This is a genomic window from Miniphocaeibacter sp. (assembly GCF_049276255.1).
Classification (GTDB): Bacteria; Bacillota; Clostridia; order Tissierellales; family Peptoniphilaceae; genus Miniphocaeibacter.
The window spans coordinates 1-26956 of the sequence record NZ_JBASWB010000024.1 but is presented as its reverse complement, the minus strand read 5'-3'; the positions used below and the strand labels follow the sequence as shown (position 1 = coordinate 26956).

Below are 26956 nucleotides of genomic sequence, written 5' to 3'. Positions count from 1 at the left end.
AAGTGAAATTTGGATTCCTGTGAGAAAAAAATAGTTGGAACTACAGAAAATGCGATTAAGTATAAATACTTAGTCGCGTTTTTGCATAAATAGAAAGAGGTAAAATATTTTTGAGTAATGAGAAATTAATTGTTAAAGACATGGGACAGAATTAATTAATAAATGAAATAATTTTATTAGTGACATACCTTTAATAACAGTTTAATTTTGACAAGTGAATTTTAACATGATATCATGAAAAAATATATTGTATATTAACTTGATATTTCAGTTAACAAACAAGGCGTTCTAAAGTTACCCCTAGGGTATAGCATTGACTATATGGTAGCTTAAGGAACGTTTTTTATAATTCAAGGAGGCTAAGACATGGATAATAGGACAATGAATAAAAATATTACAAAATCTTTACTTGTTTTTACCATTCCATTAATTTTAAGTGGGCTATTTCAGCAGTTATTTAATTGGGTTGATGCTTTCATTGTCGGTAATGTTGAAGGTGAAATGGCTTTAGCCGGAATAGGTGCAACTACATCTATCTATAATTTATTTATTACTGTTATAATAGGTTTTACCTCTGGTTTAGCAGTACTATCTGCCCAACAATACGGAAGGGGATTAGATAAAAAAATAAAGACCACTTTATCATCATACTCTATAGTGTTAGGGATAATATTTATAATAGTTTCTATTGTAGGGATTATTTTTACAAATAGAATTTTAATTATTATGAATACTCCAAAAAATATATTTTCAAGTGCGAAAAGTTATATGGAAATTATGCTAATAGGTATACCATTTCTTGCTATATATAATACATATTCTGCTGTTCTACGTGGTATTGGTAATAGTAGGGCACCATTTTTTTCCATATTGGTTTCTTCTGTGGCAAATGTAGTACTGGATATTCTTTTAGTTGCTGTTTTTCGTTATGGGGCAGCCGGCGCTGCTATAGCAACAGTAGTTTCACAAATAGCAATGACAATATTCATTATTGGATATACTAAAAAAAATTATCCGAAACTTAGTTTTTCTCTTTCCGATAAAAATATTTTAGATTTAGATTCTTTTAAGGAAGGAACTAGGTTTGGTTTACCTCCTGCTATTCAGTCCGGAGTAAGTTCAATAGGAAATGTTTATCTTCAACAGTTTATGAATGGTTTTGGCGAGCAGACAGTTGCAGCTATTACAACAGCCTATCGTGTTGATAGTGTAATTTTTCTTCCTATAATTAACTTTAGTTCAGGTATTGCAACAATTGTTGCACAAAATATTGGAGCTGGTAATAAAAAGCGGGCAAAAAAAGTATTTAAAATTGGAACTATTTTGATGGTATTTATATCCCTAAGTTTAACTTTTTTAGTCCTTATATTAGGTAAATATTTAATTGCAATATTTGGCTTAACAGCTGAATCTGTAGCTATTGGAAAATCTTTTTTCTATGCAATCTCTCGTTTTTACTTGATTTATGGTCTTAGTATGGCTATTAGAGGTTATTTAGAGGGAAATGGTGATATGCTTTTTTCCGGTATTATCGGCATACTATCCCTACTTGTAAGAATTGTTTGTTCTTATGCCTTTAAGCCGGTATTTAATAATATGGTAGTTGCCTACGCTGAAGCATTTTCATGGATTTTCTTATTAGTAGTATTTATTTTACGTCTTTATCAAAAAAATAGGAAAGAAAAATTGGAAGTTTAGTTTACATTGAAGTTAATATTATTAGCAACAATTTTATTTTCTAAAGAACATTAAAATTAAAAGGATTTAATGTTCTTTTTTTGTAGGAAAATATAATAATCACTTGTATAATAATTAATAGTAGAGATGGATAAATAAAGAAACTGGTATAGTTAGCGAAGATTTAATGTACTTATAAATTAATAATGGAGAGAATAATGAAAATCAAAAAAATTGAGAATATTTCAGGAGAATACTTAGAAAAAGTGGAAGGAACAAATGAATGGTATTTTCAAAGTCATTTTAAGGGAGAAGTGATAGATCTTTATGAAGTTGAGGGGCTTTATAAAGAAGGATATAACTTTGAAGGAAAGAATATAAGAATAATTCATTTTCCGGATGGTGAAGTATATATACCTTTTTCTCTACAAGAGAATGTATATATAGAAAATCCTCTATGGGATGGTGAAATATTTTGGATTTTAAGAGTAGATTTTTCAAATGAATTAATAGAAATTTGGAAATATTTTCCAAAAGAAGATAAATTAGAGAAAGAGACTGTCGTGTTTTTGTCTGAAATAAGAGATTGTTATAATTTGAAAATACAGCTAAATCCAATTACACTTTATAGACAAGATGGGGTTATTTTAGATATAATATGGCCGGAAAAAAAGATTATAGAGATGGAGGACTCTGAAAGTTTTTATTACAGAGATAATGATAAGCTATATTTTAATAAATGGATAGAGGAGCCTTATTTTTATAATTCTTCTGAGGAAGTTGCTGTTAAATATCATTATTATGAAGAGGTTGTAGTAAGGGATTTAAAAACAGGTAAGGTTAAAAGTAGATTTAAAGGAAGTATGGTAAGAATGCCTAATGGAACTTTTTGGCTAGTATAGTGGAAAATATTGGAGAAAAATATGAATAGAAATAATTTGTTGAAAATCTTAAAGAATTGTGAAAAGAACAAGGAAATTATAAGGCTATATTTTAAATATGAGGACAATTATTATTACTATATACCTTTAAAAATAAATGAAGAATTCTTATTAGGGGCTGTGGAAGATGATTTTTATTAGATGGATATTCTGTTAGAAGAATAAAGGATATTAAGTCGGCAGAATTAAGAGATGATTTAACAAGTACTATTATTAAAAAGGAAGCTATTCTAGAGAAACTTGTAATTCCTGAAATAGATTTAAATAGTTGGGAAAATATATTTTATAGTTTAAGTAAAGTAAATAAAAATATAATTATAGAAGATGAGTATAATGAAGAATTTTGGATTGGAAAAATTAGTGATATAAATAGGGATTATGTATTGTTTAAATATTTTGATGCAGATGGAATTTGGAGTGAAGAACCTGTGAAAATAGGGTATAATATAGTTACATCAATAACTTTTAATTCACGTTATGTTGATGTATTTTCAAAATATGTTTAAGAAAAGGAAATCTTAAGTGAAGTAAACTATGGAAATAAATACTAAAGATTTAGTAAGAGAAGAGTTAAATAAACTAAAAGAAAATCCAAGATTCTTTGAAATGGATAAGGTTTTACAACATGGAAGTACAACTGTATTGGAACATAGTATAAAAGTAGCTTATTTAAGTCTTGCTATTGTTAGAAAATATAGGTTAAAAGTAAATTATAAATCTTTAATAAGAGGGGCTTTACTTCATGATTATTTTTTATACAATAGAAAAGATAATATTCATGAAGGTTTTCATGCTTTTACACATGGGAAAACAGCAGTAAATAACGCAAAAAAAGATTATGAAATTAATAAAATTGAGGAAGATATAATATTAAGACATATGTTTCCTTTAACAATTACTCCACCAAAGTATAAGGAAAGCTGGATAGTTTGTCTAGCAGATACACTTTCAGCTACAAAGGAGTTTGCTTTAGGTGGAAAGGAAAAAATATTTACTATATTTAATAGAATAAAAGAGGTACAATGAAAAATATTGAATATAAAAGAATGATTATTAATGAAATAAAATCATTAAAGGAAGATTCCAGATTTATGGAAACTGTTAATTTTATGCAACATGGAAATACATCTGTATATGAGCATAGTTTAAGAGTTGCTTATATTAGTTGTAAAATTGCATATAAATTAAAAGCTAATGTTGACTATAAAACCCTAGTAAGAGGAGCGCTTTTACATGATTACTTTCTTTACGATTGGCATGATAAAAATGCTCATGAAGGTTGGCATGGTTTTAGACATCCAAGAAAAGCTTGGAAAAATGCAAAAAAGGAATTTGACTTAAATAAGGTAGAAGAAGATATTATTTTAAAGCATATGTTCCCATTAGTACCGCTGTTTCCATTATTTAAAGAAAGTTGGATAGTTTGTTTAGCTGATAAAATTTCTGCAGTTTATGAAACTATGGAAAGAAAAACAGTACAAGCTTAGTATATAAAATAAAAAATGCTGCATAATAACTGCTATGCAGTATTTTTATACTATAAATAAATTAGGAATAAAATGGATAAGATAAAATATTTAGAAAAAGAACTTTTTAAAATAAAAAATGGATTTAAAATAATAGAAAAGCAAGCAAAAACAGATTATAGTAACTATACTGATTTAGAAATTAGAAATCTTGCATATAAGTCCTACAAGTCAAAAATTTATCAGGTAAGGATGTATGGCGTATTTTTATTAGGATATTTATCTGGAAATACCCAAGAGCTAGACTTCTTAAGAGATGAAGTTTCAAAAGATGAAAACTGGAGAGTACAGGAAATACTGGCAAAATCATTTAATGAATATTGTAGCAAATTTGGCTACGAAAAGTCTTTAACTATAATAGAAAACTGGCTTGAAAACAATAACCCAAATACAAGAAGGGCTGTTACAGAAGGTCTTAGAATTTGGACTAATAGGCCATATTTTAAAGAAAATCCCAAGGAGGTAATATTAAGACTATCTATATTAAAAGAAGATGAAAGCGAATATGTTAGAAAGTCCGTTGGTAATGTAATAAGGGATATAAGTAAAAAGCATCCTATATTAATAAATGAAGAATTAAAAACTTGGAAATTAAACAATAAAAAAATTATACAAGTTTATAAACTTGCAAATAAATTTATACAGGAGGAAAAATGAAAGAAACTTTTGCTGTACCTTGTGTTGGAGCTATTATAGAAAAGGAAATAAATGGCGAAAATACATATTAATTCAGGAAAGAGAAAAAGAAGAATACTATAATCAAAATGGACTTTTGGAATTTCCCGCAGGTAAAATTAGAGAATATGAGAACATATTTGAAGCATTAAGACGGGAAGTAAGAGAGGAAACAGGGTTAACAATTACTAAAATTTTAGGGGAAGAAGAAGTTTTTCATACAGAGGTAAATGGGAATAAAGTTATAAATTTTACCCCTTTTTGTGTAAGTCAAAATATGTCCGGCTTATATTCAATAGTTTTAAATGTTTTTATCTGTTATGCAGAAGGGGAATTATTGGAAAAAACCGATGAAAGCATTAATATAAGATGGGAAAAAGTTGAAGAAGTAAAAAGAATGTTACAGGAGAATAAAGAACAATTTTTCCTTATGGATATAACTCCGTTAAATAAATATTTGAACATAAAATAAAGGACTTTCTAACTAGAAAGTCCCTTGTTTTTGTGTAGTTTAACTGATAAAAAATATTTTTTATAATATTTTACAAAAAATAAAATTGCAAATATTGCTGTAACTGTTTCTGCAATAGAGTGACCAAACCAAATTACATTTGCTCCTAAAAATATAGGAAATATTAAATTAAATATAGGAAGTACTATTAATCCTCTAGATAAAGATAATACTAATGCTGATTTTGTTTCCCTTACAGATTGGAAGAAGGAAATAAATAAAATATTTAAACCAGCAAATACAAATCCCCAAAAATACAATAGGGTTTTGTCATAGGTAAAGTTTATTAACTCTATATCATCTGGTGAGAAAATTGTTATAAAAGGTTTAGCAAATAATACAACTAGTACATATATTAAAATCCCGATTCCTGTTACAGCCTTAACAGAGAAGTTAATAAGATCTTTATTTCTTTTTGCATCTTCTCTTCCATTAAAATAGCTGAAAATAGGTTGTAGTCCCTGAGAAATTCCCAAGAATACCGTAAGAATTATTAAACTTAAATATCCTATAACTAAATAGGCAGCTAATCCTATTTCTCCGTAACCATTTTTAATTATTGTGTAATTATATATAAATGTAACTATACCAATGGTAAATTCCATTATAAAAGCAGGGAATCCTAAAGTAATCATTCTTACAATTTCTCTTACTTTTTCAACTAAATGTGAAATTATAGGTTTTGTAAAATATAGGAATCCTTTTTTAGATATAAAATGTGGCAATAGTATAAGTACACTAAAAATTGGTCCTAAAGCAGTTGCTAAAGCTGCTCCTGCAATTCCCATATTTAATGGATACATAAATACATAGTCTAAAACAATATTTGATACAGAACCAACTACTAAAGCAATCATTGCTAATTTTGGTTTATTGTCATTTCTAGCTAGTCCACTAAGTAGAAAGCTAAACAATAAAAATGGTGAAAAAGTTAGTATATACCATAAATATGTTACAGCCTGGTCGTGAATATCTGGAGTAGAACCTAGTAGGTTAGCTATTCCATTAATGAATATATTTCCAAAAACCACAATTATAATACTAATTAATCCTAAAACTAAAATTGATAAATTAAAAGTTTTATTAGCATCTTCGTTTTTGTCTTTACCTAAGTAACTGGATATTATAATTCCAGCTCCAGATGAAACTGCTAATGATATTGCTATTAAAAACTCAACAACAGGAACTGATACAGCAGCAGCAGCCATTGCATCCCTTCCTAAGCGGTTACCAATAAAAATACCATCAACTATTAAATAAACCGAATTTAGTAAAAGTCCAAACATCTGCGGTAAAGCATATTTAATAAACAGTTTAAAAGAATTTTCTTTGTACATAAAAGCCTCCGAATCATTATTTTAAATTGCCTAAATAAAAAGACCAGTGTTGTGCAACACTGGCCTACTACACAAAAAAATCCCCGGCGGGAAGTTAGTATATAAGATAATATCACATAGAAATGGTAGAGTCAATAAAACTATATATTCTCTTGTACAATATAATTTCATAAGAAAAACCCCTTTTATTTAATAAAGGGATTTTTAGCTTTTTAACTATAGAGTTATTATTTCATAATTAGAATTAATATAAGGTTCCATTGGTGGATGTCCTAATAAATCTCCATTAAAGGTCAGATTTGTATTTTCTTTAATAAAATCATATACTCCCATTTGTTTTGAACAAGCTTCACAAACAGAATCAATTAAGTTTAATTCAACAACCTGTTTAAATAAAGGGTTGTCTTTTTCCGTCATTGTTTTCACCAATGCAGTAGATTTTCCCTCAATAACAATTTTTGTGTCTATGCCTTTCTTATGCATATCAATTGCGTTAAATAATAGATGTAGAAAACACATTTCTTCACCTTGAAAAGCAAAAAATACTACTTTTTTCATTTATTTCCCCCTCCTTCATAAGATTATAGATATATATTACCCTTTTATTATAGGGAAAACTCAAATATGTATTTATGCTATATAAAAAGTCAAGAAGTTCTGATATTATATTAAATAACATAAAAAGGAGAAATTATGAAGAGGAAAAAGATTTTTGGATTAATAATTATTATAATAGGAATTATATTTATTTTTATTACACCTATTATGAAATTTTTTATAAATAATAAAGTTGATAACACATTAAATGAATTTGAAGAATTAAAAGTAGAAGAAATTGAAAACAATAATCAAGAAGAAGGTGATTTTGATTTTGAAAATATTAGTGAAATTTCACCATCTAAGGTTTTACTTAATCCTGGGAAAATTAATAAAAATTTAATAGTAGGACAAATAGTAATTCCTAGTTTGGATTTAAACCTTACTATATTTAAAGGCTTAAGTGAAAATGAATTATTTGCCGGTGTAGGAACAATGAAAAATAATCAGGTTATGGGGGAAGGAAACTATGCTATAGCCGGACATTATGCAGAAAATAACACCTTATTTGGAGATTTAACATCAATAGAAATTGGTGATACAGTAAAAATAACAGATAAAAATAATATTTATGAATATAAAATATATGACACAAAAGTTGTTGACCCTAACCAAATAGATTTAATAGAGGACACAGAAGCAGAAAAAAGAGGTAATCCAATAATTTCCTTAATGAATTGTTATTATGAAGGGAAAAAATTTACCGGAAATAGATTTTTTGCCCTTGGCGATTTAGTTAGTGTTAAGGAGTATACGGAAAAAGAAATGATAAGAAAATAAATCATAAAACACCAAGTATGTAGTTATTGTGCCGACTCCCAAAAGTTAGACCAAAAATCTAACAATTAGGAGGTCGGTACATATACTTGGTGTTTTTACGTTTATTGGTAGATTAGTTTACTTTTTAATTGCTCATAATTAAAATTTTTACTAGAATCTATTTTTTCAGTAAGTAAATAATCAATATCGCTATGGGATGCTAGATTAATATAGGAATTATAGCCGAATTTTGTTGAATCTGCCAACATTAGTTTTAATTTTGAATTGTTGATCATGTTCTTTTTTATTTGGGCTTGCTGGTAATCGGCTTCATAATAGCCATTATTATCTAAGCATTTACAAGAAAGTAAGCATAAATCTGCATTAAAATCCTTAACAAAAGCAGAAGCATATTCGCTAACTATTGAAAGTGAATTGGTTTTTACTACTCCTCCTGTTAAAAAAACTTCAACATTATCTGAATATCGTAGCTCAGTTGCTATTTTAATACCGTTTGTAATAACTTTCATATTATGAAATGATGATACATATTCGGTTATAAAGTATAAAGTTGAAGATGAATCAATAAAAATTGACATATCATCTCGTAAAAATTTTGAGGCTAAATTACAAATTCTTTTTTTAGCTTCTTTATTATCTAAGGCTCTTAGAGTAGCAGAAAATTCTGTTGTAGTGTTAGTAATTAAAGTTGCACCACCGTGGGTTCTTCTAAGTAATCCGTTTTTTTCTAATTCCAAAAGATCCCTTCTAATAGTTGAAGGACTACAGTATAGGATTTTGCATAATTCCTTTACACTAATATTCTTTTTTTCATATAGTATATTTTTTATTTGATGGATTCTTTCCTCAGGTATCATATAGCCTCCTTTGAATAGATTTGAAGATTTTTGAATGATTTTATGTAACTATATGTATATATTATCATAATATCATTCAAAAGAGTAAAAATAATAAAATGATGTTATAATTATAACAAGAAAGTTGGTGATGTAATGAAAAAAGTTCTTGCTATTGATATGGGTGCAACATCTATTAGAGGAGTTATTGGATATATTCAAGATGAAAAATTAAAAATTGAAACCATTGGTAGATTCACACATGAAATAGTAGATTATGAAGGAAGAAAACGTTGGCAATGGGATAAAATAATTAACAATATAATTGAAATGATTTTAAAACATAGTGGAGAAATTTCCAGTCTAGGAATTGACACATGGGGAGTGGACTTTGGACTGCTTAATAAAGAAGGTAGGCTCATAGAAAATCCTATTTCCTATAGAGATATAAAAAATAGTTTAGGAATTGAATATGCAGAAAAATATATGTCCAAAGAAGAAATCTTTTTAGAAACAGGAAATCAAATAATGGGTATTAACTCTTTATTTCAATTATTAGCATATAGAAAATTAAATCCAAATACATACAAGGACATAGATAAAATATTATTTTTACCGGATTTAATAAATTACATATTAACAGCAGAAATTTGTTCTGAATTGACAATAGCATCTACAAGTCAAATGTTAAATATAAAAGAACAAAATTGGAATTTTGAGATGCTGAAAGAATTTTCTATAAATAAAGATATACTTCCTAAAATTATAAAAAACAAGTCTATAATTGGAAAAACAAAAAACTCTATAGATGAAAGATTAAAAGAAACAAATATAGATGTAATTTCAGTTGCATCACATGATACAGCTAGTGCAGTATACTTAACTAAAGCTTATAATGACAAAGAATATGCTTTTTTGTCCAGTGGGACTTGGTCCTTAATAGGTTGCTGTACAGAAGAGGCAATAATTAATAAGGATGTATTTAAATCTGAATTAACAAATGAAATTGGATTTGATTCAAAAAACATGTTCTTTAAAAATATAACAGGTCTTTATTTAATCGAAAGATTGAGAAAGGAATTAAAGGATATTTATAAAATCGATTTTGATTATTCATATATAACCGATTTTGTAACAAAAACTGAACCGTTTGAAGCTTATGTCGATACTGACTATGTAGATTTTACAAATGAAGAAATATCTATAATTGAATCTATAGAAAAATATTTATTAACTACAAAACAAGAATTATTAGATGATAAACGTAAATATTTTAGAGTAATATATGAAAGTTTAGTATTTAAATATAAAGAAATAATAAATGAAATAGAAAAAATAATAGGATATAAGTTTAAAGGGATTCATATTATTGGTGGAGGTGCCAAGGCTGAGTTTCTATGTCAAATGATAGCAGATGGATTAAACAAAAAAGTTTTAGCAGGACCTTACGAAGCTACTGCAATAGGTAATATATTAGTACAGTTAGCAGTAGTTGAGAGTGAAAAAATGAATATAGATGAAATTATAAAAAATACTTACAAGGTAAAGGAATATCTACCAAAAAATTGTGAGGACTGGATAAGGTAAAGTAATTAATTAAATAACAGGAGGGAAAGATGAAATATCCAAAAATAGGAATAAGACCGGTAATTGATGGAAGATGGGGCGGAGTAAGAGAAAGCCTTGAAATTCAAACGATGAATATGGCTAAAAATGCAAAAAAACTAATAGAGGACAATATAAAATACGCTGATGGAACAGCTGTAAAATGCGTTATTTCAGATTCTACTATTGGTGGTGGAGCAGAGGCTGGCAAATGTGCAGAAAAATTTGCAAGAGAAAATGTAGTAGCAACATTAACAGTAACTCCTTGCTGGTGTTACGGAACTGAAACAATGGATTTAGACAATAATACAATTAAAGCAGTATGGGGTTTTAATGGTACAGAAAGACCGGGAGCAGTTTATTTAGCAGCAGTTATGGCAGCTTATGCTCAAAGGGGTTTACCGGCATTTTCAATATATGGAGAACATGTTCAGGATTTAGACGATACAACAATACCTGAAGATGTAAAAGAAAAAATATTTAAATTTGCAAAAGCGGCAATTGCTGTAGGACAAATGAAAGATAAGGCATACGTTAATATAGGATCAATATGTATGGGAATTGCAGGTTCAGATGCAAATGCAGAATTCTTCCAAAAATATTTAGGAATGAGAACTGAATGGGTAGACATGACAGAAATATTAAGAAGAATGAAACTTGAAATATATGATAAAGAAGAATATGAAAAAGCATATGCATGGATAAAAGCCAATTGTACAGAAGGACAAGATATTAATAAAGGGAAAGATTTTCCTGATATTATAAAAAAATCCAAGGTAGTAGATCCTGACAAAGATTGGGAATTTATTGCTAAACATGCAATAATTGTACGAGATATTATTGAAGGAAATCCAAAATTAAATGAATTGGGATGGCATGAAGAGGCATTAGGAAGAAATGGTATAGCAGGTGGATTCCAAGGACAAAGACAATGGACCGATTGGTTACCTAATGGTGATTTTACAGAAGCTATAATGGCATCTACATTTGATTGGAATGGCGCAAGAAAACCTATGGCATTTGCAACTGAAAATGATACTTTAAATGGAGTATCTATGTTATTAGGAACTCTTATAACAAATAAGGCACCTTTATTTTCAGATGTTAGAACCTACTGGTCACCTGAAGCGGTAAAAAGAGTTACCGGTAAAGAACTAGAAGGAAAAGCTAAAGATGGAATAATACATTTAATAAATTCCGGAGCAACAGCATTAGATGGCACAGGAGCAGCTAAGGATGAAAATGGTAATGGTGTAATGAAAGAGTTCTGGAATATGACAGAAGAGGATATTAAAGCTTGTTTGGAAGCTACAAGTTGGGATAGGGCAAATTATGAATATTTTAGAGGTGGCGGTTTTTCATCTCATTTTAAAACCGGTGCAGAAATGCCACTTACTATAATAAGAGTAAATATTGTTGATGGAGTAGGTCCAACATTGCAAATAGCAGAAGGATATACTTGTGTAATAGATGAAGAAATTCATAAAATATTAGACGAAAGAACAGATAAAACTTGGCCAACAACTTGGTTTGCACCAAGATTAGGAGTTAAAGGCTTTGAAACGGTTTATGATGTAATGGCTAAATGGGGAGCAAATCATTGTGCATCAGTATATGGACATGTAGGTGCTGATTTAATTACTTTAGCTAGTATGTTAAGAATACCTGTAGTTATGCATAATGTTCCGGATGAAAAAATATTTAGACCACATTCTTTTAATGGATTTGGAACTAAGGATTTAGAAGCTTCTGATTTTAGAGCTTGTGAGTATTATGGACCAATGTATAAATAAGGAGATAGTATGTTAAAAAATATTCCTAAAAATTAGTAGAATGTGTAATAAGAATATATTTATATGAGATATAAGACTGTTAATTATAAGTAGAAAGAGTTAGAGTTGTGAAAAATAAAGATATTGATATTTATACTATATGTTATTATTAAAGTAAGATGGATTCCAGAGAAACAACTCTATTGTTATATGAATAAAATAAAGGACCTAATAGGTCCTTTATAAAATGGGAGGATTAAAATGTTAATGGAAGAAGCTCGTTATGAGCTAATAAAATATGGAAAGAAACTAGTTGAAACAAATTTAACTAAAGGTACTGGTGGAAATTTAAGTGTCTATGATAGAGAAAAAGAATTAATGGCAATTACTCCATCGGGAATTGATTTTTTTGAAATAAAACCAGAAGATATAGTTATAATGAATAAAGCTGGTGAAATTGTAGAAGGAAATAGGGTTCCATCAAGTGAATGGGAAATGCATAAAATTCTTTATGACAATAGGGATGATATAGATGCGGTAATTCATGCCCATACGACTTTTGCTACGGTTATAGCATGTTTAAGATGGACATTGCCTTCAACTCATTATATGATTGCAGTTGCCGGTAAAGATGTAAAATGTGCCGAATATGCTACTTTTGGTTCTACGGAGTTAGCTAAAAACTCCTACGAAGCCATGAAAGGAAGAAAAGCAGCATTACTTGCAAATCATGGAATGATTGCTGGAAGTACCGACCTATTAAATGCATTTAATATTGTGGAGGAAGTAGAGTATTGTTCAGAGGTATATTATAGAGCTAAGTCTATAGGAGAACCTATTATATTGGATGATGATGAAATGGATAGAATGGCTATAAAATTTAAAACATATGGACAAAGAAAATAATTTATAATAGTAGAAAAGTTTTAATAGGGAGTGCACCTTAAAAGTAAGTTATTAGGATTAATTTTTAGGTGTACTTTTTTATATGTGCAAATAATTATATAACAAATATATTATGAAAGAGAAACGAAAGAAAACGAAAGAAAAATATTGACATTTGAAATAAAATGATATATTATGAAAGAGAAATGAAAGGAAAAGAATATGCTTAATTTAGAAAGAACAAATTTAGTGTTACAGCTATTAGAAGAAAACGATTCTGTAACAGTGAAACAACTTAGTAAGGTGTTTGATGTTTCAGAAGTTACCTCTAGAAAAATACTTAATGAAATGGATAGTAAAGGTTTGTTAAAAAGAACTAGAGGCGGGGCTGTTAACATTGATTATCCAGTAATAGAGAGAGATGAAGATTATAAAGAAAAGTTAAATGTGTCCGAGAAGAAATCGATTGCTAAAAAAGCATATGAACTTATAAATGACCATGAAAATCTATTTATAGATGCAGGTTCTACTACTTTAGAACTTGTGAGGTTAATAAAATATGGCACTAAAAGAAATATAACCATCATTACTAATGCACTAAATATTGCATATGAATTAAGAGCTAGTTATGATATTGAAGTTATTTTTATTGGAGGAGTCTTAAGACATAAAATAATGTCTTGTGTAGGAGGAATTGCAGAAAATATAATTAATGACTTTAATTTTGATAAATTATTTTTAGGAATAAATAGTATTGATCTTAAATTTGGGATATCTACTCCAAATCTATATGAGGCTCAAATAAAGAAAAAAATGATACAATCTTCTCAAAAAAGTATTTTATTATGCGATTCAACTAAGTTTGGTCTGAAAAGTATGAGTAGAATTTGTTCAATTGAAGATATAGACTTAATAATTACAGATAACAAATTAAAAAATAAATATATAAATGGATTGAAAGAAATGGGAATCAAATATATTTTAACTTAATAAATGGAGATGAATATGATAAAAATTATTAATGAACCCGACAATATGATTTCTGAAATGCTTGAAGGATATTTAAAAATATATGATGAACTATTTGAAAAAGTACCAGAAACTATGGCTTTTACATATAAGAAACATAAACCGAATACAGTTCCAATAATTATAGGAGGAGGTTCGGGATTGGAGCCATGGTTGATCGGTTATGTTGGACATGGATTGGCTACCGGAGCTGTTTTAGGTAATGTATTTACAGCTCCACCTGCGAAAAGTATAATAAACACTGCTAAAAATTTATACAATGACAGAGGGGTTTTATTTTTAGCAACTAATCATATGGGAGATGTTTTGAATTTTGGATTAGTCAAGGATTTAATAGAGTTAGAAGGTATAGAGAGTGAATGTATATTTGTGGCAGATGATATTAGCTCTGAAAAACTAGAGAAAAAATCTGAAAGAAGAGGTGTAGCAGGTATTGCATTAGTCTTGAAAATTGCAGGTTCTGCTAGCTATGAAGGACTATCTTTAGAAGAAATTTATAGAATTACTAACAAGGCTAACAATAATACCTACACTTTAAGCGTAACAACATCTCCAGGATACTTTCCTAGTTCGGGGAGACCGATGTTTGAAATGGAAGAAGGTTTTATAGAGTATGGAATGGGTTTTAATGGGGAGCCAGGAATTAAGAAGGAAAAGTTCTTAAACGCACATCAAGTTGCTAATAATTTAGTACATACGCTTATTGAAGATGCAAAAATATCTTCTGATGAAGAAATAGGAATTATGATAAATGGATTTGGAAATACAAGTATTTTAGAACTCTGTATAATTGGAAATGATATTTATAATAGTTTTTTAGAAAAAAATATTAAGATTCATGATATTTTTATAGATCAATTATTTTGTCCACAGGGAACGGGAGGGCTTTCTTTATCAATAATACAACTAGATGAGGAATTAAAGAAATATTATGATAAACCTGCTTATTCTCCATTATACAAAAAACTTAAAATAGGAGATTTGTTATGCGAGTAGATATAAACAAGGAAGAATTAAAAAACATGTTCATAGCGGTGTCCGAAAAAATAATATCTAGTGAAGATTTTTTAACGGAGATAGATTTAAAAATTGGAGATGGAGATCATGGTACAGGAATGGCACTAGGGTTTAAAAATGTGAAAGAACAGTTGGAAATACTAAAGCCTGATTATGCAGAGGATGTATTTAAAACAATAGGAACAACAATGTTAGATACGATGGGTGGAGCATCAGGAGTATTATTTGGTACGGTTTTTATTAGTGGAATATTAAATAGAAATCCTTCTGAAAAACTTACTGTGTTTGATTTGTCAGAAATTTTTACGAAATCCTTAAAGGTATTAAAGAATAGAGGTAAAGCCGAGGTTGGCGATAAAACCATGGTAGACGCTTTTGAACCAGCAGTTAAAGCATTGGAGGATAGTGCTATTAAAGGTAAAGATATGAAGGAATCACTTAAAGAAGCGGCTGGAAAATCTAAAGAAGGAATGGAATATACTAAAACCATTCAGGCTAAATTTGGAAGAGCTAAATCTTATGGAGAAAAATCTATTGGATTACAAGATGCAGGTGCCACATCTATTTGGCTAATCTTCCAGGAAATGTCAGATTGGGCTGACAATAATTTATAGGAGGGGGAATTTATTGATTACAACTATTACTATAAATCCCTGTATAGATAAAACCATAAGTATAAAAGATTTCAAATTTGGTAATACTAATAAAGTAATATCAAGTAGACAGGATATTTCAGGAAAGGGTATAAATGTAAGTGTTATTTTAAAAAATTACGGAATTAATTCTACAGTATTAGGTTTTAATTTTATAGAGGATGGAGATTATCTAGAGAAATTTTTATATGATAGGGAAATAAATCATGATTTAGTAGATGTAAATGGTTATTTAAGAACAAATACAAAAATATTCGATATAGAGACAAAGATTATGACAGAATATAATGAGCAGGGAGCTTTTGTATCTGAAACATATAAGAAAGAATTTTTTAAAAAACTAGATAAAAATTTAGACAAGACAAAAATATTGGTTATAAGTGGTAGTGCTCCAAAGGGAATTGATAAATATTTTTATAAGAATATTATAGATGTAGCAAATGAAAAAAAAATAAAAGTATTATTGGATTCTTCAGGAGATTTGCTAAAAGAAGGAATAAAGGCGAGACCGTTTTTAATAAAACCAAATCTTGAAGAATTTAAAACGATTTCAAATTCTAAAGCAGAATCCTTAGAAGATTTTGTTCTAGCATGTAGGGAAATTGTTAAAGATGGTGTTAATTTAGTTTGCTTATCCTTAGGGAGTAAGGGAGCTTTATTAGTTTCAAAAGACGAAGCTTATTATGCAAAGCCTGTTGATGTAATAATTAAAGGTATACAAGGAGCTGGGGATTCCTTAGTGGCTGGAATGGCCATGGCTATTAATAAAGGTTTGACTAATAAAGAAGTTTTAAAATATGGCGTAACTTTAGCTACATCTTCTTTATTATATGAGGGAACTCAGCTGGGTAAATTTGATGACTTTGATGATATTTATAATAGAGTAGCAATTAATGAAATAGAAGTAAATTGATTATTCAATTAACTATAAATAATTAAGGAGGAAAAAATGAAAAGAAAATTTTTTATTAAGGTTATTTCGTTGATGTTAGTAAGCGTATTACTTGTAGGATGTAGTGGTGGAACTAATAAAACAGAGGAAACAGGTGCAGTAAGTGATAAAAGTAATAATGATAAGCAGATTGTTGTAGGAGTTAGTTTATTAAATAATGCACATGTATTCTACAATAATATTGAGAAAGCTTTACAAGAAAAAGCAAAAGAATTGGGTTATGAATTAATAATTCAAGATGCGGCGGGAGATGCTAATAAACAATTAGGTCAAGTCCAAGATTTCATTACTCAAAAAGTTGATGCAATAATTATATCTCCTACTAATTCAGCAGGTAGTAAGTCTATGGTTGAATTAGCTGATGCTGAAGATATTCCTGTCTTTACTATGGATGTTGCTTCAGATGGTGAGGTTATAGCTCATGTGGCTACAGATAATTACAAAGGTGGAGAACTTGCAGCGGAATATATAGTTAAGAATGTACTAGAAGATGAAAAAGGAGAAGTTGCAGTAATTACATATTCTGAAATTGAAAGTACTGTAGAGAGAGAAAACGGTTTTACAGAGTGGATAGAAAAAAATGCTCCTAATGTTAAAGTAGTAGATATACAAAACTATTCAGGAGATCAAGGTAAGGCAGCTGATGTAATGCAAAATATGTTATTAAAACATGAGAATTTAAATGCTGTTTTCTGTGTTGGAGATCCGGCAGCAGTTGGTGCTATGTCATCTATAGACTCATCAGGAAAAGATGTAAAAATAGTTGGATTTGATGGAAATCCTGAAGGAGTAGAAGCTATATTAAGTGGAGGTAAATGGGTTGCGGATGTTGCTCAAAATCCAGAAGAAATAGGATTTTCTACATTAGAAGCAGTAAAAAGTCATTTAGCAGGAGAAGAAGTTGATAAGTTGATTCCAATAGCTCCTTATATAATTGATTCTTCAAATGCAGAAGGTTAATTTATAAAGTAGGATGATTTTTATCATCCTACTTTATAATAATGGAGGTTTTTTTATGGAAACAAAACCATATGTTAGTTTAATAAAAATAAATAAATCATTTCCGGGAGTAAAGGCTTTAACTGATGTATCAATTGATTTTTTTCCGGGTAAAGTGCATGTTTTACTTGGTGAAAATGGTGCAGGTAAATCTACAATAATAAAGGTTATTTCAGGAGTATATAAAGCTGAATCTGGAAAATTGATAATAGATGGTGAAGAAAAAAATTTTAATGATATTAGTGAATCTATTGAGGCTGGAATCAGTGTAATTCATCAGGAATTAAGTGTAGTACCGGATTTAACAGTAGCTGAAAATATATTCTTGGGAAGAGAACCTAAAATGGATAAATTTGGAATTATTGACAAAAACAAGATAAATCGTGATGCTCAAGAGATTTTAAACTCAATAGGAGTAGATATCAATCCAAGAGAATATATACGTAAGTTGAACAATGGTGATAGACAGATGGTAGAAATTGCAAGGGCCATATCTAAGAATAGTTCTATGGTAATTATGGACGAGCCAACATCTTCTCTATCCAATAAAGAAGTAGAATCTCTATTTAAAGTAATAGAGAAACTAAAGAAAGAAAATGTTGCAATTATATACATTACACATAGATTAAAAGAGATTATTGAAATAGGGGATACTGTTACTATTCTTAGAGATGGAGAAGAGGTTAAAACAGCTAACATAGCTGATTTGAGTGAATCAGAGATGATTTCATTAATGGTAGGGAGAAATGTGACTAAGTTCCAACATAAAGGAAATTCTATAAACAGTGATGAAGTAGTTTTAGAAGTTAAAAATTTAAATAGTGATAGGTTTAAAAATATTTCTTTTCAGTTGCACAAAGGTGAAATACTTGGTTTTGCCGGATTAATTGGTGCAGGTAGGACAGAGTTGATGAGGGCTATATTTGGTGCTGATAAATACTATTCTGGAGAAATAAAACTGTTTAATAAATCGGTTAAATTTAAAACTCCTAGAGATGCCATTAATGCAGGTATTGGATTAATTCCAGAGAATAGAAGAGATGAAGGATTGCTGTTGGAAAAAAATGTAATAGTTAATTCAACTTTACCTAGTGTTCAAAAGACTTCAAAATATAATTTTATTGATTTTAAATGGGAAAAAAATATAACAAAAGAATATATTGAATTATTAAAAACAAAAACCCCATCAGAAAATTCTATCGTAAAGAATTTATCTGGAGGAAATCAACAGAAGATAATAATCGCTAGATGGTTAATAGCTGAATCAGAAATCTTAATAATGGATGAACCAACTCGAGGGATAGATGTGAATGCTAAATCTGAAATTTATCTTTTAATGAAGAAATTTGTTGAATCGGGTGGAAGTATAATATTAGTTTCATCTGATTTGCCTGAAATTATTGGTATTTCAGATAGAATTGTCGTTATGAGAGAAGGAGAAATATCTGGAATAGTCGATGGTGAGGGTGTAGAAGAAAATGATTTAATGAAGTTAGCTAGTCTTAATATTAGTAATAAAGAGGTGGTTTAATTGACAGGAAATATAAAACATAAATGGAAGAACTCAGCAACAGAAAATACTATGTTGATTTTCTTAATAGTAATTTTTGTATTATCGATGATATTTGTTCCAAGATTTGCAACTCCGGGAAATCTTTTGAATGTTTTAATTCAAATTTCTATTAATGCCTTAATTGCAACAGGGATGACATTTGTAATTATTTCAGATGGAATTGATTTGTCAGTTGGTTCTGTTGCATCTTTAGCAGGAATAGTTGCAGCTGCAACTATAAAGTTATTCCCAAATGCAAATATAGTAGTAAGTATACTAGTTATAATATTAACCTCTATTGTAGTAGGAGGAATTACAGGATTTTGTAATGGATTATTCATTTCGAAATTGAAGGTTCCTCCTTTTATAGCTACTTTAGCAATGATGAATGTTGCAAGGGGATTAGGCTATGTTTTAACAGATGCTAAACCAATTTTTGGCTTACCGGCGTCATTTGGTTGGGTTGGATTAAGATCAATAGGTCCAATTCCGGTTACTATAATTTTAATGGGAATAGTATTGTTAATAGCATATATAGTTCTTTCTAAAACTAGCTTCGGAAGATATGTATATGCAGTAGGAAGCAATAAAGAGGTTGCTAAATTAAATGGAATTAACGCAGATAAAATTAGGTTTAAAGTATATATTATATGTGGTATTTTAGCAGCTTTGGCAGGAGTAGTACTGGCATCAAAGCTTCAAAATGGTCAAGCTACAGCAGCAAGTGGTTATGAATTAAATGCAATAGCAGCAGTAGCAATGGGCGGAACTAGTATGTCAGGTGGAAGAGGCGGTATAGTACAAACTATATTCGGATTATTTGTTATAGGAATAATCAATAATGCCTTAAGTCTTTTAGGGGTATCTTCATATTGGCAAACAATATCTATGGGAGTAATAATTCTAATAGCAGTTGTAATAGATCAAAATAAAAAACAATAGAAATGTTTTTTCATTTATAAATATTCTAGAACTGATTTTAGCATATGAAACAAAATTAATAATTTTAATATTAAATATAATTAGCCAATAAAAACTTTTTCTATTATAGTAAACTATAAATATTATATAGAAAAAGTTTTTTTATGTTGACAAAGAAATTTTAATAAAGTATTATAGAGTTAAGAAACGGGTTTCAAAAGGAATGAAATAAATGATTAGTATAAGAGAAGTTGCTAAATTAGCAGGGGTTTCACCGTCAACAGTATCAAGAGTAATTAATGGTACAGCGAAAGTTGATGAAGAAAAGAAAAAAAGGGTTTTGAAGGTAATTGAAGAAACCGATTTCAAACCGAATCAAGTAGCGAGATCCCTATTTAAAAAGTCATCAAGTATTATAGGTTTAATTTTACCAAACACAAATAATCCGTTTTTTACGGAAATTATAAAATATATTGAAGATGAGGCCTATAAACAAAATTACAAGATACTTATTTCCTATTCAGATAATAATCCAAAAAAGGAAAAAGAAAATTTGGATATGTTAATTAGTATGAATGCAGATGGAATAATTTTACTAACTAGTTGTGAAAATATTAAGAATGAATTAAAAAATATTCCTATACCTGTTGTAATAATTGATAGGAGTTTAGATTATAGTAATAATTTAACCCAGCTAGCCTGTGATCATTATAAAGGAGCAAAACTTGCAACGGAACATTTAGTAGAATGTGGGTGTAAAAATATTGTAAATATGAAGGGACCTATGGAGTTTTCAAGTGCAAGACTTAGATATAAGGGATATATAGATGTCTGTCAAAAGATGAGTTTGGATATAATGACTATTGATTGCGATTATGATTATGATTCAGGTATTAGGTCAACAGAAAAACTTTTGAAGAAATATCCTGAAGTTGATGGAATTGTTGCTTCAAACGATATTGTAGCAATTGCAGTGTACAAAGTATTAGCTCATAAAGGCATCGATGTTCCGGAGAAAGTGATGATAGTAGGGTTTGATAATATAAGCTTTGCAAGTGTCTTCACTCCTGAAATAACAACCATTGAACAGCCTATGGAAAAAATGGGAAGAAAGGCTGTAAATAGTATAATTGATTTTAAAAAGAATAAGACAACAGGAGAAAGTTATATTTTTGATGTGAAATTGATTCAAAGACAAACAACTTTTTTTAAGGAGGGTGTATGAAGATTTCAGTAGTAGGTAGTATAAATATTGATATGGATATTGTAGCAGAACGAATTCCATTAAAAGGTGAGACTGTAAAGGGTAGTGATATTAAATATATTCCTGGTGGAAAAGGTGCAAACCAAGCAGTTAGTATGGCCAGACTAGGTGCAGATGTAGATTTTTACGGGTGCGTAGGCGATGATGCATATGGGAAAATATTATTGGAAAATTTGAAAAATGAAAACATAAATATCGATAATATAAAGATAATAGAAAATGAAAATTCAGGAATGGCAATTATTACCATTGGAGAAAATGATAATACAATAGTTGTAATACCAGGAGCTAATAATTATGTTAGTAAGAAATATGTTAAAGAAAAAGAATTAGAACTGTTAAAAAGTGATTTAGTTGTTTTACAAAATGAAATACCAATGGAAACTATAAAATATGTTATAGATTTATGTTACGACAATAATATAGCTGTTTTATTAAATCCTGCTCCTGCTTTTAAAGTAGAAAAAGAAATCTTAGACAAGGTTACATATTTAACTCCAAATGAACACGAAGCTAAGTTAATATTTGGAGAAAAAACTTCTATAGATGAAATGTTAAGGCTTTATCCAAATAAATTAATAATAACTTTGGGAAGTAGGGGAGCAGTGTTTGCTAATGAAAAGTTAGAAATTATAAATCTTCCGGCTAGAAAAACAAAAGTTGTAGATACAACAGGTGCAGGAGATACTTTCAATGGAGCTTTCGCTGTAAGAATTTCTCAAGGTTATAATATGGAAGAGGCTTTGAGTTTTGCAAATATAGCTGCTAGTTTATCAACAGAAAAATTTGGTGCTCAAACGGGAATGCCTGTTATGGATGAGGTTTTGAAATTTGTTGAAAAATAAGACTAACATATTAAAAGAACCTATCAAAACCTACTACTAAATATTAGTAGTAGGTTTTTTTATGAAAAAAATATAAGATTAATTTAAGACTTATTTAATATAATATTAAATAAGTAGGTGAAAATTAAAACTATATTAAGTTTTTGTAATAGAAAATTTACATAAACTAGGTAAATTTAAGAAAAAGAATAGATAATATGATAAAATATAAAGGATTTAATAGATTTGTAATAATATTGTAAGATTAATATTAAGAATTAATGTTAAAATATTAGTATATCTATATTAATAGGTGAGATATGGATAAATTAGAATTTATGATAGATACTTTGTTAAAAGAAAATCCAAACTTTAATAAAGATAATATATTGGATTATGGAAATAATCCTAAAAAATTATTAAGAGCCCTGATGAATGTTAGAGAGCCTGGTGAAATTTCAGAGAAGTTTTTGGAAATTCAAGATGAATTTTTAAAAGATGAAATTCAAGCTATGGGCATAACAGATGTAAATGATTTAAAGCCTGTAGGTTCCGAAGGTGTATGTTCTGTTAAAAATTGTGATTCTATATATTTATGGAAAGGTGATATTGTAACTATAAAGGCTGATGCTATTGTAAATGCAGCCAATAAAAAAATGCTAGGATGTAGATTACCTTTACATTACTGTATAGATAATGCTATACATACATTTGCAGGAGTTCAGCTAAGAAACGAATGTCATGAGATAATGGAAAAACAAGGACATGATGAACTTACTGGAAAAGCAAAAATAACTAAAGGATATAATCTACCAAGTAAATATGTAATTCATACAGTAGGTCCTATTATATATAATAGTGTGAAAGATGAGGACATAAGCTTATTAAAGTCTTCTTATTATGAATCTTTAAAACTAGCAGAGGAAAACAAGTTAGAGTCTATTGTGTTTTGTTCTATTTCTACAGGAGTATTTAATTTTCCTAAAGAATTAGCAGCTAAAATTGCAATTAGCACTGTAGATAATTTTCTATTGTCTTCAAAGTATATAAAGAAGGTAGTGTTTAATTTATATAGTGAAGAGGATTTACAAATTTACAAAAAAACTATTAAGGCTGGTATAGATGAAAAAGAATTTAGTAGTTAATATAATTTTTTATTTGGTTTTATTTATAGTAATAATTAAAACATTTAGTACTTTATTATTAAATTTTGGAGATTTGTCTAACTTTAAAATAATTGTATATATACTATTAATTTCTGTATATATACTTTTAGGTTATATGTATTATAGAAGGAATATAAAAAAGAATAACTAAAATATTGATTTTATACTAATAATATTAGATAATGTATTTTTGTTAAGAAAAATTGTATATGAGATTATTTTGGAGTGTTAAATGAAAAAGAAAATAAAAGAAAACAAAAAAAATTCAAGAGTATTTAGTAGTGTATTAAGTACGATTATAATTATTGTTTCTACAATTTTAATTATGACGGCACTATATATGTCTTTTACTTTTAGAAATAAAGGTATAAAAGATATAGTATATCATTTGAAAAGTGGTATAGGTGGTACATCACCAGATGTTGTATTTTCAATTCTTGGAGCATGTATTATACCATTTACTATTATGCTAGCAGTACTTCTATTACCAATGTTCTTACTTAAAAGGAAGAAAAATTATCCAGCAAAAAGAGCTGGTAGAATAAAAATGGTTTATTCTATAGGAGTTATGTGTATAGCTTCAACAATGTTTTATAATTTACTTGGTGGTGATGATTATGTAAAGGCAGTATTTCAAGAATCACCAATAATTGAAGAAAATTATGTAGACCCTAGAAATGTTACAATGAATTTTCCAGAGAAAAAACAAAATTTAATATTAATTTATGCAGAATCCATTGAAAATTCTGTATTAAATAAAAATATAGGTGGCGGATGGAATTATTCTATTATGCCAGAATTAGAAGAGATAGCTTTGGAAAATACAAATTTTTCAAATACAGATAAAATTGGTGGTTTCCATCAAGTAGAAGGAACTACTTGGAGTATTGCAGGAATAACAGCTTCAACATCAGGAATACCTCTAAAGGGATTTGTTAATAATGAATATAAGTCTGAAAATTTCTTAGATGGAGCATATAGTCTAGGGGATGTATTAAGAGATGAAGGTTATAATTTAAAGGTTATGATGGGTTCCAAAGCTGAGTTTGGTGGAAAGGAACAATTCTTTAAAAATCATGGTAATTATGATATCTTTGACTTTCATCATGCTGTAGATAATGGTTATATGAGAGAAGAAGACAAGGTATGGTGGGGCTATGAAGATAGTAAGTTATTTGAATGGTCTAAGGAAGAAGCTACTAAATTAGCTTCAGAAGACAAACCATTTAACCTTGTAATAGAAACGGTAAATACTCATTATACTGATGGATGGTTAGAAGAAGGTGGAGAAGAAAAATTTGATACACAATATGAAAATGTTCATGCTCAATCTTCCCAACAGATAAATGAATTTGTTGAATGGGTTAAACAACAAGATTTTTATGAAAATACTACTATTGTAATTATGGGAGACCATTTAGGAATGCAGGATAAATTCTATAGTGATAATCTTGACAGTAATTATGATAGAACAGTTTACAATGCAATAATAAATCCTAGAATTGAAGCTAAAAACAATAAAAATAGAAGTTTTACAACTTTTGATATGTATCCAACAATTCTTGCAAGTTTAGGTGTAGAAATTGAAGGAGAACAATTAGGCTTAGGAATTAATATGTACTCTGGTAAAGATACTTTAGTTGAAAAATATGGTTATGATTATTTCAATGAAGAACTTATGAAAAACTCTACATTCTATAATGACCATATACTAGGTGAAGATGCTAAAGATGGAGTAACTTTAAGAAAATAGAAATAAAAATAATGTATTTAGTATCTAAATACATTATTTTTTACTAAAATTATGGAGGAGCTATGAAAAAATCAAAAAATATAATAAGTAAAATCTTATTGATCATAGCAGCTGTAATTATTATTGCAACTCTATATATTTCATTAAATTTTAAAGAACAGGGACTTAGAAATATTTTTTTTCATATTGGTAATGGCTTAAAGGGGACTTCTCCAACTGTTATTTTTACAGGTATTATAGCTTGTATAATTCCATTTGTATTATTAGTAGCAGTTCTTAGTTTACCTATATTTATATTAAAAAAGCGAAATAGATTATCAACTAAAAAACTATATAGAATTAACTTGAAATATTCAGTATTTTTATTAATGGTTTCTTTTGTTCTATCCTATTCTTTACTTGGTGGAAATGATTATGTAAAGGCAGTGTTTCAAGAATCATCAATAATTGAAGAGAATTATGTAGATCCTAAAGAAGTTAAGATAATTTTTCCAGAAGAAAAACAGAATTTAATTATAATATATTCTGAATCTTTGGAAAATTCCCTACTTAACAAAAATATTGGTGGTGGCTGGGAATATAGTCTTATGCCTGAATTAGAGGATATTGCAGTTAATAATTTGAATTTTTCAAATTCAGATAAAATAGGTGGCTTTCATCAAGTAGAAGGAACTACATGGACAATTGCTGGTATGACAGGTTCAACAGCAGGAGTTCCAATAAAGGGGTACGCTAACAATGAGTATAAGTCTGAAAACTTTTTAAATGGTGCTTATTCATTAGGGGATATTCTTGAAAGGGAAGGTTATAATCTAGAGATTATAATGGGTTCTACTGCAGAGTTTGGTGGAAAAAAACAATATTATAAAAATCATGGAAATTACAAGATCTTTGATTATGACTATGCTGTTGCTAACGGCTATATGAGAGAAGAAGATAAGGTATGGTGGGGCTATGAGGATAGCAAGTTATTTAAGTGGTCAAAAGAGGAAGTTAAAAAATTAGCTTCGGAAGATAAACCTTTTAATTTAATAATTGAAACTGTAAATACTCATTTTACCGATGGATATTTAGAAGATAGTGCAGAAGAAATATATGACAATCAGTATGAAAATGTATATGCTCATTCTTCAAAACAAATTGGAGAATTTGTAGAATGGGTAAAAAGACAAGATTTTTATAAAGATACTACTATTGTAATTATAGGTGACCACCTTGGTATGCAAGATAAATTATATGAAGATAATATGGTAGAAAATTACGACAGAACAGTCTATAATGCTTTTATAAATAGTAAAGCTAAGGCTAGAAATAATAAAAATAGAGAATTCACAACTTTTGATATGTATCCAACAATACTTGCAAGTATTGGTGTAAATATTGAAGGAAATAAGTTAGGCTTAGGAGTTAACTTATTTTCAAAAGAAAAAACCCTTTTAGAAAAATATGAAGGTGAATATTTAAATGAAGAATTAAAGAAAAATTCTACTTTTTATAATAGAGAAATACTTGAGGAAGAGTATTGAATAATAGATGAAAAAAATCCTTAGAACTTTTGGCTCTTTGTCAAATAGTGTTGATTAAGAAAATAATAATATTTGCGGTTCAAGCTAAGAAGCTTGAGCCGCTATTTCATTTTCAAAACCTTTAAACTTAAACTTATGAAAACATAACATAATCCTTA

The 26956-nt window shown here is 28.6% G+C and carries 26 protein-coding genes; 23 read left to right on the top strand and 3 right to left on the bottom strand.

All coding sequences use genetic code 11. The annotated features are described in order from the left end of the window. The first annotated feature begins 366 nt into the window (after positions 1-366). The 7 genes from WAO56_RS02580 (at position 367) to WAO56_RS02550 (ending at position 5291) form a co-directional block, all read left to right on the top strand. On the top strand, positions 367-1698 hold the full coding sequence (locus tag WAO56_RS02580) for an MATE family efflux transporter (RefSeq protein ID WP_422145011.1): 1332 nt from the start codon (positions 367-369) through the stop codon (positions 1696-1698). A 197-nt stretch (positions 1699-1895) separates the two neighbouring features. After that, entirely contained in the window at positions 1896-2579 is a 684-nt protein-coding gene (locus WAO56_RS02575; protein ID WP_422146239.1) for a hypothetical protein, read from the top strand. Positions 2580-2600: 21 nt separating this feature from the next. Next, positions 2601-2759, top strand: a complete 159-nt coding sequence (locus WAO56_RS02570; RefSeq protein WP_422145009.1) for a hypothetical protein — start codon at positions 2601-2603, stop codon at positions 2757-2759. 393 nt (positions 2760-3152) lie between these two features. Continuing rightward, the gene (locus WAO56_RS02565; protein WP_422145008.1) at positions 3153-3644 is read left to right on the top strand and encodes an HD domain-containing protein; all 492 of its coding nucleotides are present in this window, start codon (positions 3153-3155) and stop codon (positions 3642-3644) included. Continuing rightward, on the top strand, positions 3641-4105 hold the full coding sequence (locus tag WAO56_RS02560) for an HD domain-containing protein (RefSeq protein ID WP_422145007.1): 465 nt from the start codon (positions 3641-3643) through the stop codon (positions 4103-4105). Before WAO56_RS02565 ends, WAO56_RS02560 begins: the two co-directional genes overlap by 4 nt. Before the next feature lie 72 nt (positions 4106-4177). Beyond that, on the top strand, positions 4178-4801 hold the full coding sequence (locus WAO56_RS02555) for a DNA alkylation repair protein (protein WP_422145006.1): 624 nt from the start codon (positions 4178-4180) through the stop codon (positions 4799-4801). After that, positions 4770-5291 (top strand): NUDIX hydrolase, encoded by a 522-nt coding sequence (locus WAO56_RS02550; RefSeq protein WP_422145005.1) that lies wholly within the window; start codon positions 4770-4772, stop codon positions 5289-5291. Before WAO56_RS02555 ends, WAO56_RS02550 begins: the two co-directional genes overlap by 32 nt. Before the next feature lie 8 nt (positions 5292-5299). Here WAO56_RS02550 and WAO56_RS02545 read toward each other — a convergent pair whose 3' ends face one another. Continuing rightward, positions 5300-6667 (bottom strand): MATE family efflux transporter, encoded by a 1368-nt coding sequence (locus WAO56_RS02545; RefSeq protein WP_422145004.1) that lies wholly within the window; start codon positions 6665-6667, stop codon positions 5300-5302. Between the two features lie 216 nt (positions 6668-6883). Then, positions 6884-7225 carry a cytoplasmic protein gene (locus tag WAO56_RS02540; RefSeq protein WP_422145003.1) on the bottom strand — a complete coding sequence of 114 codons (342 nt, stop codon included), beginning with the start codon at positions 7223-7225 and terminating at the stop codon, positions 6884-6886. A gap of 135 nt (positions 7226-7360) precedes the next feature. On the opposite strand from WAO56_RS02540, the gene WAO56_RS02535 reads away from it, so the two are divergent. Beyond that, a complete protein-coding gene (locus tag WAO56_RS02535) occupies positions 7361-8044 on the top strand; it encodes a class A sortase (protein ID WP_422145002.1) in 684 nt (227 codons plus the stop codon). A 101-nt stretch (positions 8045-8145) separates the two neighbouring features. Here the strand turns inward: WAO56_RS02535 and WAO56_RS02530 are convergent, their stop codons facing one another. Continuing rightward, positions 8146-8901: a DeoR/GlpR family DNA-binding transcription regulator gene (locus WAO56_RS02530; RefSeq protein WP_422145001.1), complete on the bottom strand. Its 756-nt coding sequence runs from the start codon at positions 8899-8901 to the stop codon at positions 8146-8148. Positions 8902-9036: 135 nt separating this feature from the next. Between WAO56_RS02530 and WAO56_RS02525 the strand changes: the two genes are divergently transcribed. The 15 genes from WAO56_RS02525 (at position 9037) to WAO56_RS02455 (ending at position 26798) form a co-directional block, all read left to right on the top strand. Continuing rightward, positions 9037-10467, top strand: coding sequence for a rhamnulokinase (locus WAO56_RS02525; protein WP_422145000.1), 1431 nt, complete (start codon positions 9037-9039; stop codon positions 10465-10467). Between the two features lie 29 nt (positions 10468-10496). Beyond that, positions 10497-12278 (top strand): L-fucose isomerase, encoded by a 1782-nt coding sequence (locus WAO56_RS02520; protein WP_422144999.1) that lies wholly within the window; start codon positions 10497-10499, stop codon positions 12276-12278. 240 nt (positions 12279-12518) lie between these two features. After that, positions 12519-13163, top strand: coding sequence for an L-fuculose-phosphate aldolase (locus tag WAO56_RS02515; protein WP_422144998.1), 645 nt, complete (start codon positions 12519-12521; stop codon positions 13161-13163). A gap of 201 nt (positions 13164-13364) precedes the next feature. Next, positions 13365-14132: a DeoR/GlpR family DNA-binding transcription regulator gene (locus WAO56_RS02510; RefSeq protein ID WP_422144997.1), complete on the top strand. Its 768-nt coding sequence runs from the start codon at positions 13365-13367 to the stop codon at positions 14130-14132. A 15-nt stretch (positions 14133-14147) separates the two neighbouring features. Further along, positions 14148-15167, top strand: a complete 1020-nt coding sequence (locus WAO56_RS02505; RefSeq protein ID WP_422144996.1) for a dihydroxyacetone kinase subunit DhaK — start codon at positions 14148-14150, stop codon at positions 15165-15167. After that, the gene (dhaL, locus tag WAO56_RS02500; protein ID WP_422144995.1) at positions 15158-15802 is read left to right on the top strand and encodes a dihydroxyacetone kinase subunit DhaL; all 645 of its coding nucleotides are present in this window, start codon (positions 15158-15160) and stop codon (positions 15800-15802) included. Before WAO56_RS02505 ends, dhaL begins: the two co-directional genes overlap by 10 nt. A gap of 13 nt (positions 15803-15815) precedes the next feature. After that, positions 15816-16754 carry a 1-phosphofructokinase gene (pfkB, locus tag WAO56_RS02495; protein ID WP_422144994.1) on the top strand — a complete coding sequence of 313 codons (939 nt, stop codon included), beginning with the start codon at positions 15816-15818 and terminating at the stop codon, positions 16752-16754. Positions 16755-16790: 36 nt separating this feature from the next. Beyond that, complete coding sequence (locus WAO56_RS02490; protein WP_422144993.1) at positions 16791-17753, top strand: substrate-binding domain-containing protein; 963 nt, start codon at positions 16791-16793, stop codon at positions 17751-17753. A gap of 55 nt (positions 17754-17808) precedes the next feature. Next, positions 17809-19323: a sugar ABC transporter ATP-binding protein gene (locus WAO56_RS02485; RefSeq protein WP_422144992.1), complete on the top strand. Its 1515-nt coding sequence runs from the start codon at positions 17809-17811 to the stop codon at positions 19321-19323. Then, positions 19324-20286, top strand: coding sequence for an ABC transporter permease (locus tag WAO56_RS02480; RefSeq protein ID WP_422144991.1), 963 nt, complete (start codon positions 19324-19326; stop codon positions 20284-20286). Positions 20287-20497: 211 nt separating this feature from the next. Continuing rightward, positions 20498-21490 (top strand): LacI family DNA-binding transcriptional regulator, encoded by a 993-nt coding sequence (locus WAO56_RS02475; protein ID WP_422144990.1) that lies wholly within the window; start codon positions 20498-20500, stop codon positions 21488-21490. Further along, positions 21487-22374: a ribokinase gene (gene rbsK / locus WAO56_RS02470; RefSeq protein ID WP_422144989.1), complete on the top strand. Its 888-nt coding sequence runs from the start codon at positions 21487-21489 to the stop codon at positions 22372-22374. Before WAO56_RS02475 ends, rbsK begins: the two co-directional genes overlap by 4 nt. 299 nt (positions 22375-22673) lie before the next feature. Continuing rightward, positions 22674-23498, top strand: coding sequence for a protein-ADP-ribose hydrolase (locus tag WAO56_RS02465; RefSeq protein WP_422144988.1), 825 nt, complete (start codon positions 22674-22676; stop codon positions 23496-23498). 253 nt (positions 23499-23751) lie between these two features. Further along, complete coding sequence (locus WAO56_RS02460; RefSeq protein WP_422144987.1) at positions 23752-25272, top strand: LTA synthase family protein; 1521 nt, start codon at positions 23752-23754, stop codon at positions 25270-25272. Positions 25273-25334: 62 nt separating this feature from the next. Continuing rightward, complete coding sequence (locus WAO56_RS02455; protein ID WP_422144986.1) at positions 25335-26798, top strand: LTA synthase family protein; 1464 nt, start codon at positions 25335-25337, stop codon at positions 26796-26798. The last annotated feature ends 158 nt before the right edge of the window (positions 26799-26956 follow it).

Excerpts from the sequence above, each read along its gene's own strand:
- WAO56_RS02580 (WP_422145011.1), top strand. The coding sequence starts at position 367 with ATGGATAATAGGACAATGAATAAAAATATTACAAAATCTTTACTTGTT.
- WAO56_RS02575 (WP_422146239.1), top strand. The coding sequence starts at position 1,896 with ATGAAAATCAAAAAAATTGAGAATATTTCAGGAGAATACTTAGAAAAA.
- WAO56_RS02570 (WP_422145009.1), top strand. The coding sequence starts at position 2,601 with ATGAATAGAAATAATTTGTTGAAAATCTTAAAGAATTGTGAAAAGAAC.
- WAO56_RS02565 (WP_422145008.1), top strand. The coding sequence starts at position 3,153 with ATGGAAATAAATACTAAAGATTTAGTAAGAGAAGAGTTAAATAAACTA.
- WAO56_RS02560 (WP_422145007.1), top strand. The coding sequence starts at position 3,641 with ATGAAAAATATTGAATATAAAAGAATGATTATTAATGAAATAAAATCA.
- WAO56_RS02555 (WP_422145006.1), top strand. The coding sequence starts at position 4,178 with ATGGATAAGATAAAATATTTAGAAAAAGAACTTTTTAAAATAAAAAAT.
- WAO56_RS02545 (WP_422145004.1), bottom strand. The coding sequence starts at position 6,667 with ATGTACAAAGAAAATTCTTTTAAACTGTTTATTAAATATGCTTTACCG.
- WAO56_RS02540 (WP_422145003.1), bottom strand. The coding sequence starts at position 7,225 with ATGAAAAAAGTAGTATTTTTTGCTTTTCAAGGTGAAGAAATGTGTTTT.
- WAO56_RS02535 (WP_422145002.1), top strand. The coding sequence starts at position 7,361 with ATGAAGAGGAAAAAGATTTTTGGATTAATAATTATTATAATAGGAATT.
- WAO56_RS02530 (WP_422145001.1), bottom strand. The coding sequence starts at position 8,901 with ATGATACCTGAGGAAAGAATCCATCAAATAAAAAATATACTATATGAA.
- WAO56_RS02525 (WP_422145000.1), top strand. The coding sequence starts at position 9,037 with ATGAAAAAAGTTCTTGCTATTGATATGGGTGCAACATCTATTAGAGGA.
- WAO56_RS02520 (WP_422144999.1), top strand. The coding sequence starts at position 10,497 with ATGAAATATCCAAAAATAGGAATAAGACCGGTAATTGATGGAAGATGG.
- WAO56_RS02515 (WP_422144998.1), top strand. The coding sequence starts at position 12,519 with ATGTTAATGGAAGAAGCTCGTTATGAGCTAATAAAATATGGAAAGAAA.
- WAO56_RS02510 (WP_422144997.1), top strand. The coding sequence starts at position 13,365 with ATGCTTAATTTAGAAAGAACAAATTTAGTGTTACAGCTATTAGAAGAA.
- WAO56_RS02505 (WP_422144996.1), top strand. The coding sequence starts at position 14,148 with ATGATAAAAATTATTAATGAACCCGACAATATGATTTCTGAAATGCTT.
- dhaL (WP_422144995.1), top strand. The coding sequence starts at position 15,158 with ATGCGAGTAGATATAAACAAGGAAGAATTAAAAAACATGTTCATAGCG.
- WAO56_RS02490 (WP_422144993.1), top strand. The coding sequence starts at position 16,791 with ATGAAAAGAAAATTTTTTATTAAGGTTATTTCGTTGATGTTAGTAAGC.
- WAO56_RS02485 (WP_422144992.1), top strand. The coding sequence starts at position 17,809 with ATGGAAACAAAACCATATGTTAGTTTAATAAAAATAAATAAATCATTT.
- WAO56_RS02475 (WP_422144990.1), top strand. The coding sequence starts at position 20,498 with ATGATTAGTATAAGAGAAGTTGCTAAATTAGCAGGGGTTTCACCGTCA.
- rbsK (WP_422144989.1), top strand. The coding sequence starts at position 21,487 with ATGAAGATTTCAGTAGTAGGTAGTATAAATATTGATATGGATATTGTA.
- WAO56_RS02465 (WP_422144988.1), top strand. The coding sequence starts at position 22,674 with ATGGATAAATTAGAATTTATGATAGATACTTTGTTAAAAGAAAATCCA.
- WAO56_RS02460 (WP_422144987.1), top strand. The coding sequence starts at position 23,752 with ATGAAAAAGAAAATAAAAGAAAACAAAAAAAATTCAAGAGTATTTAGT.
- WAO56_RS02455 (WP_422144986.1), top strand. The coding sequence starts at position 25,335 with ATGAAAAAATCAAAAAATATAATAAGTAAAATCTTATTGATCATAGCA.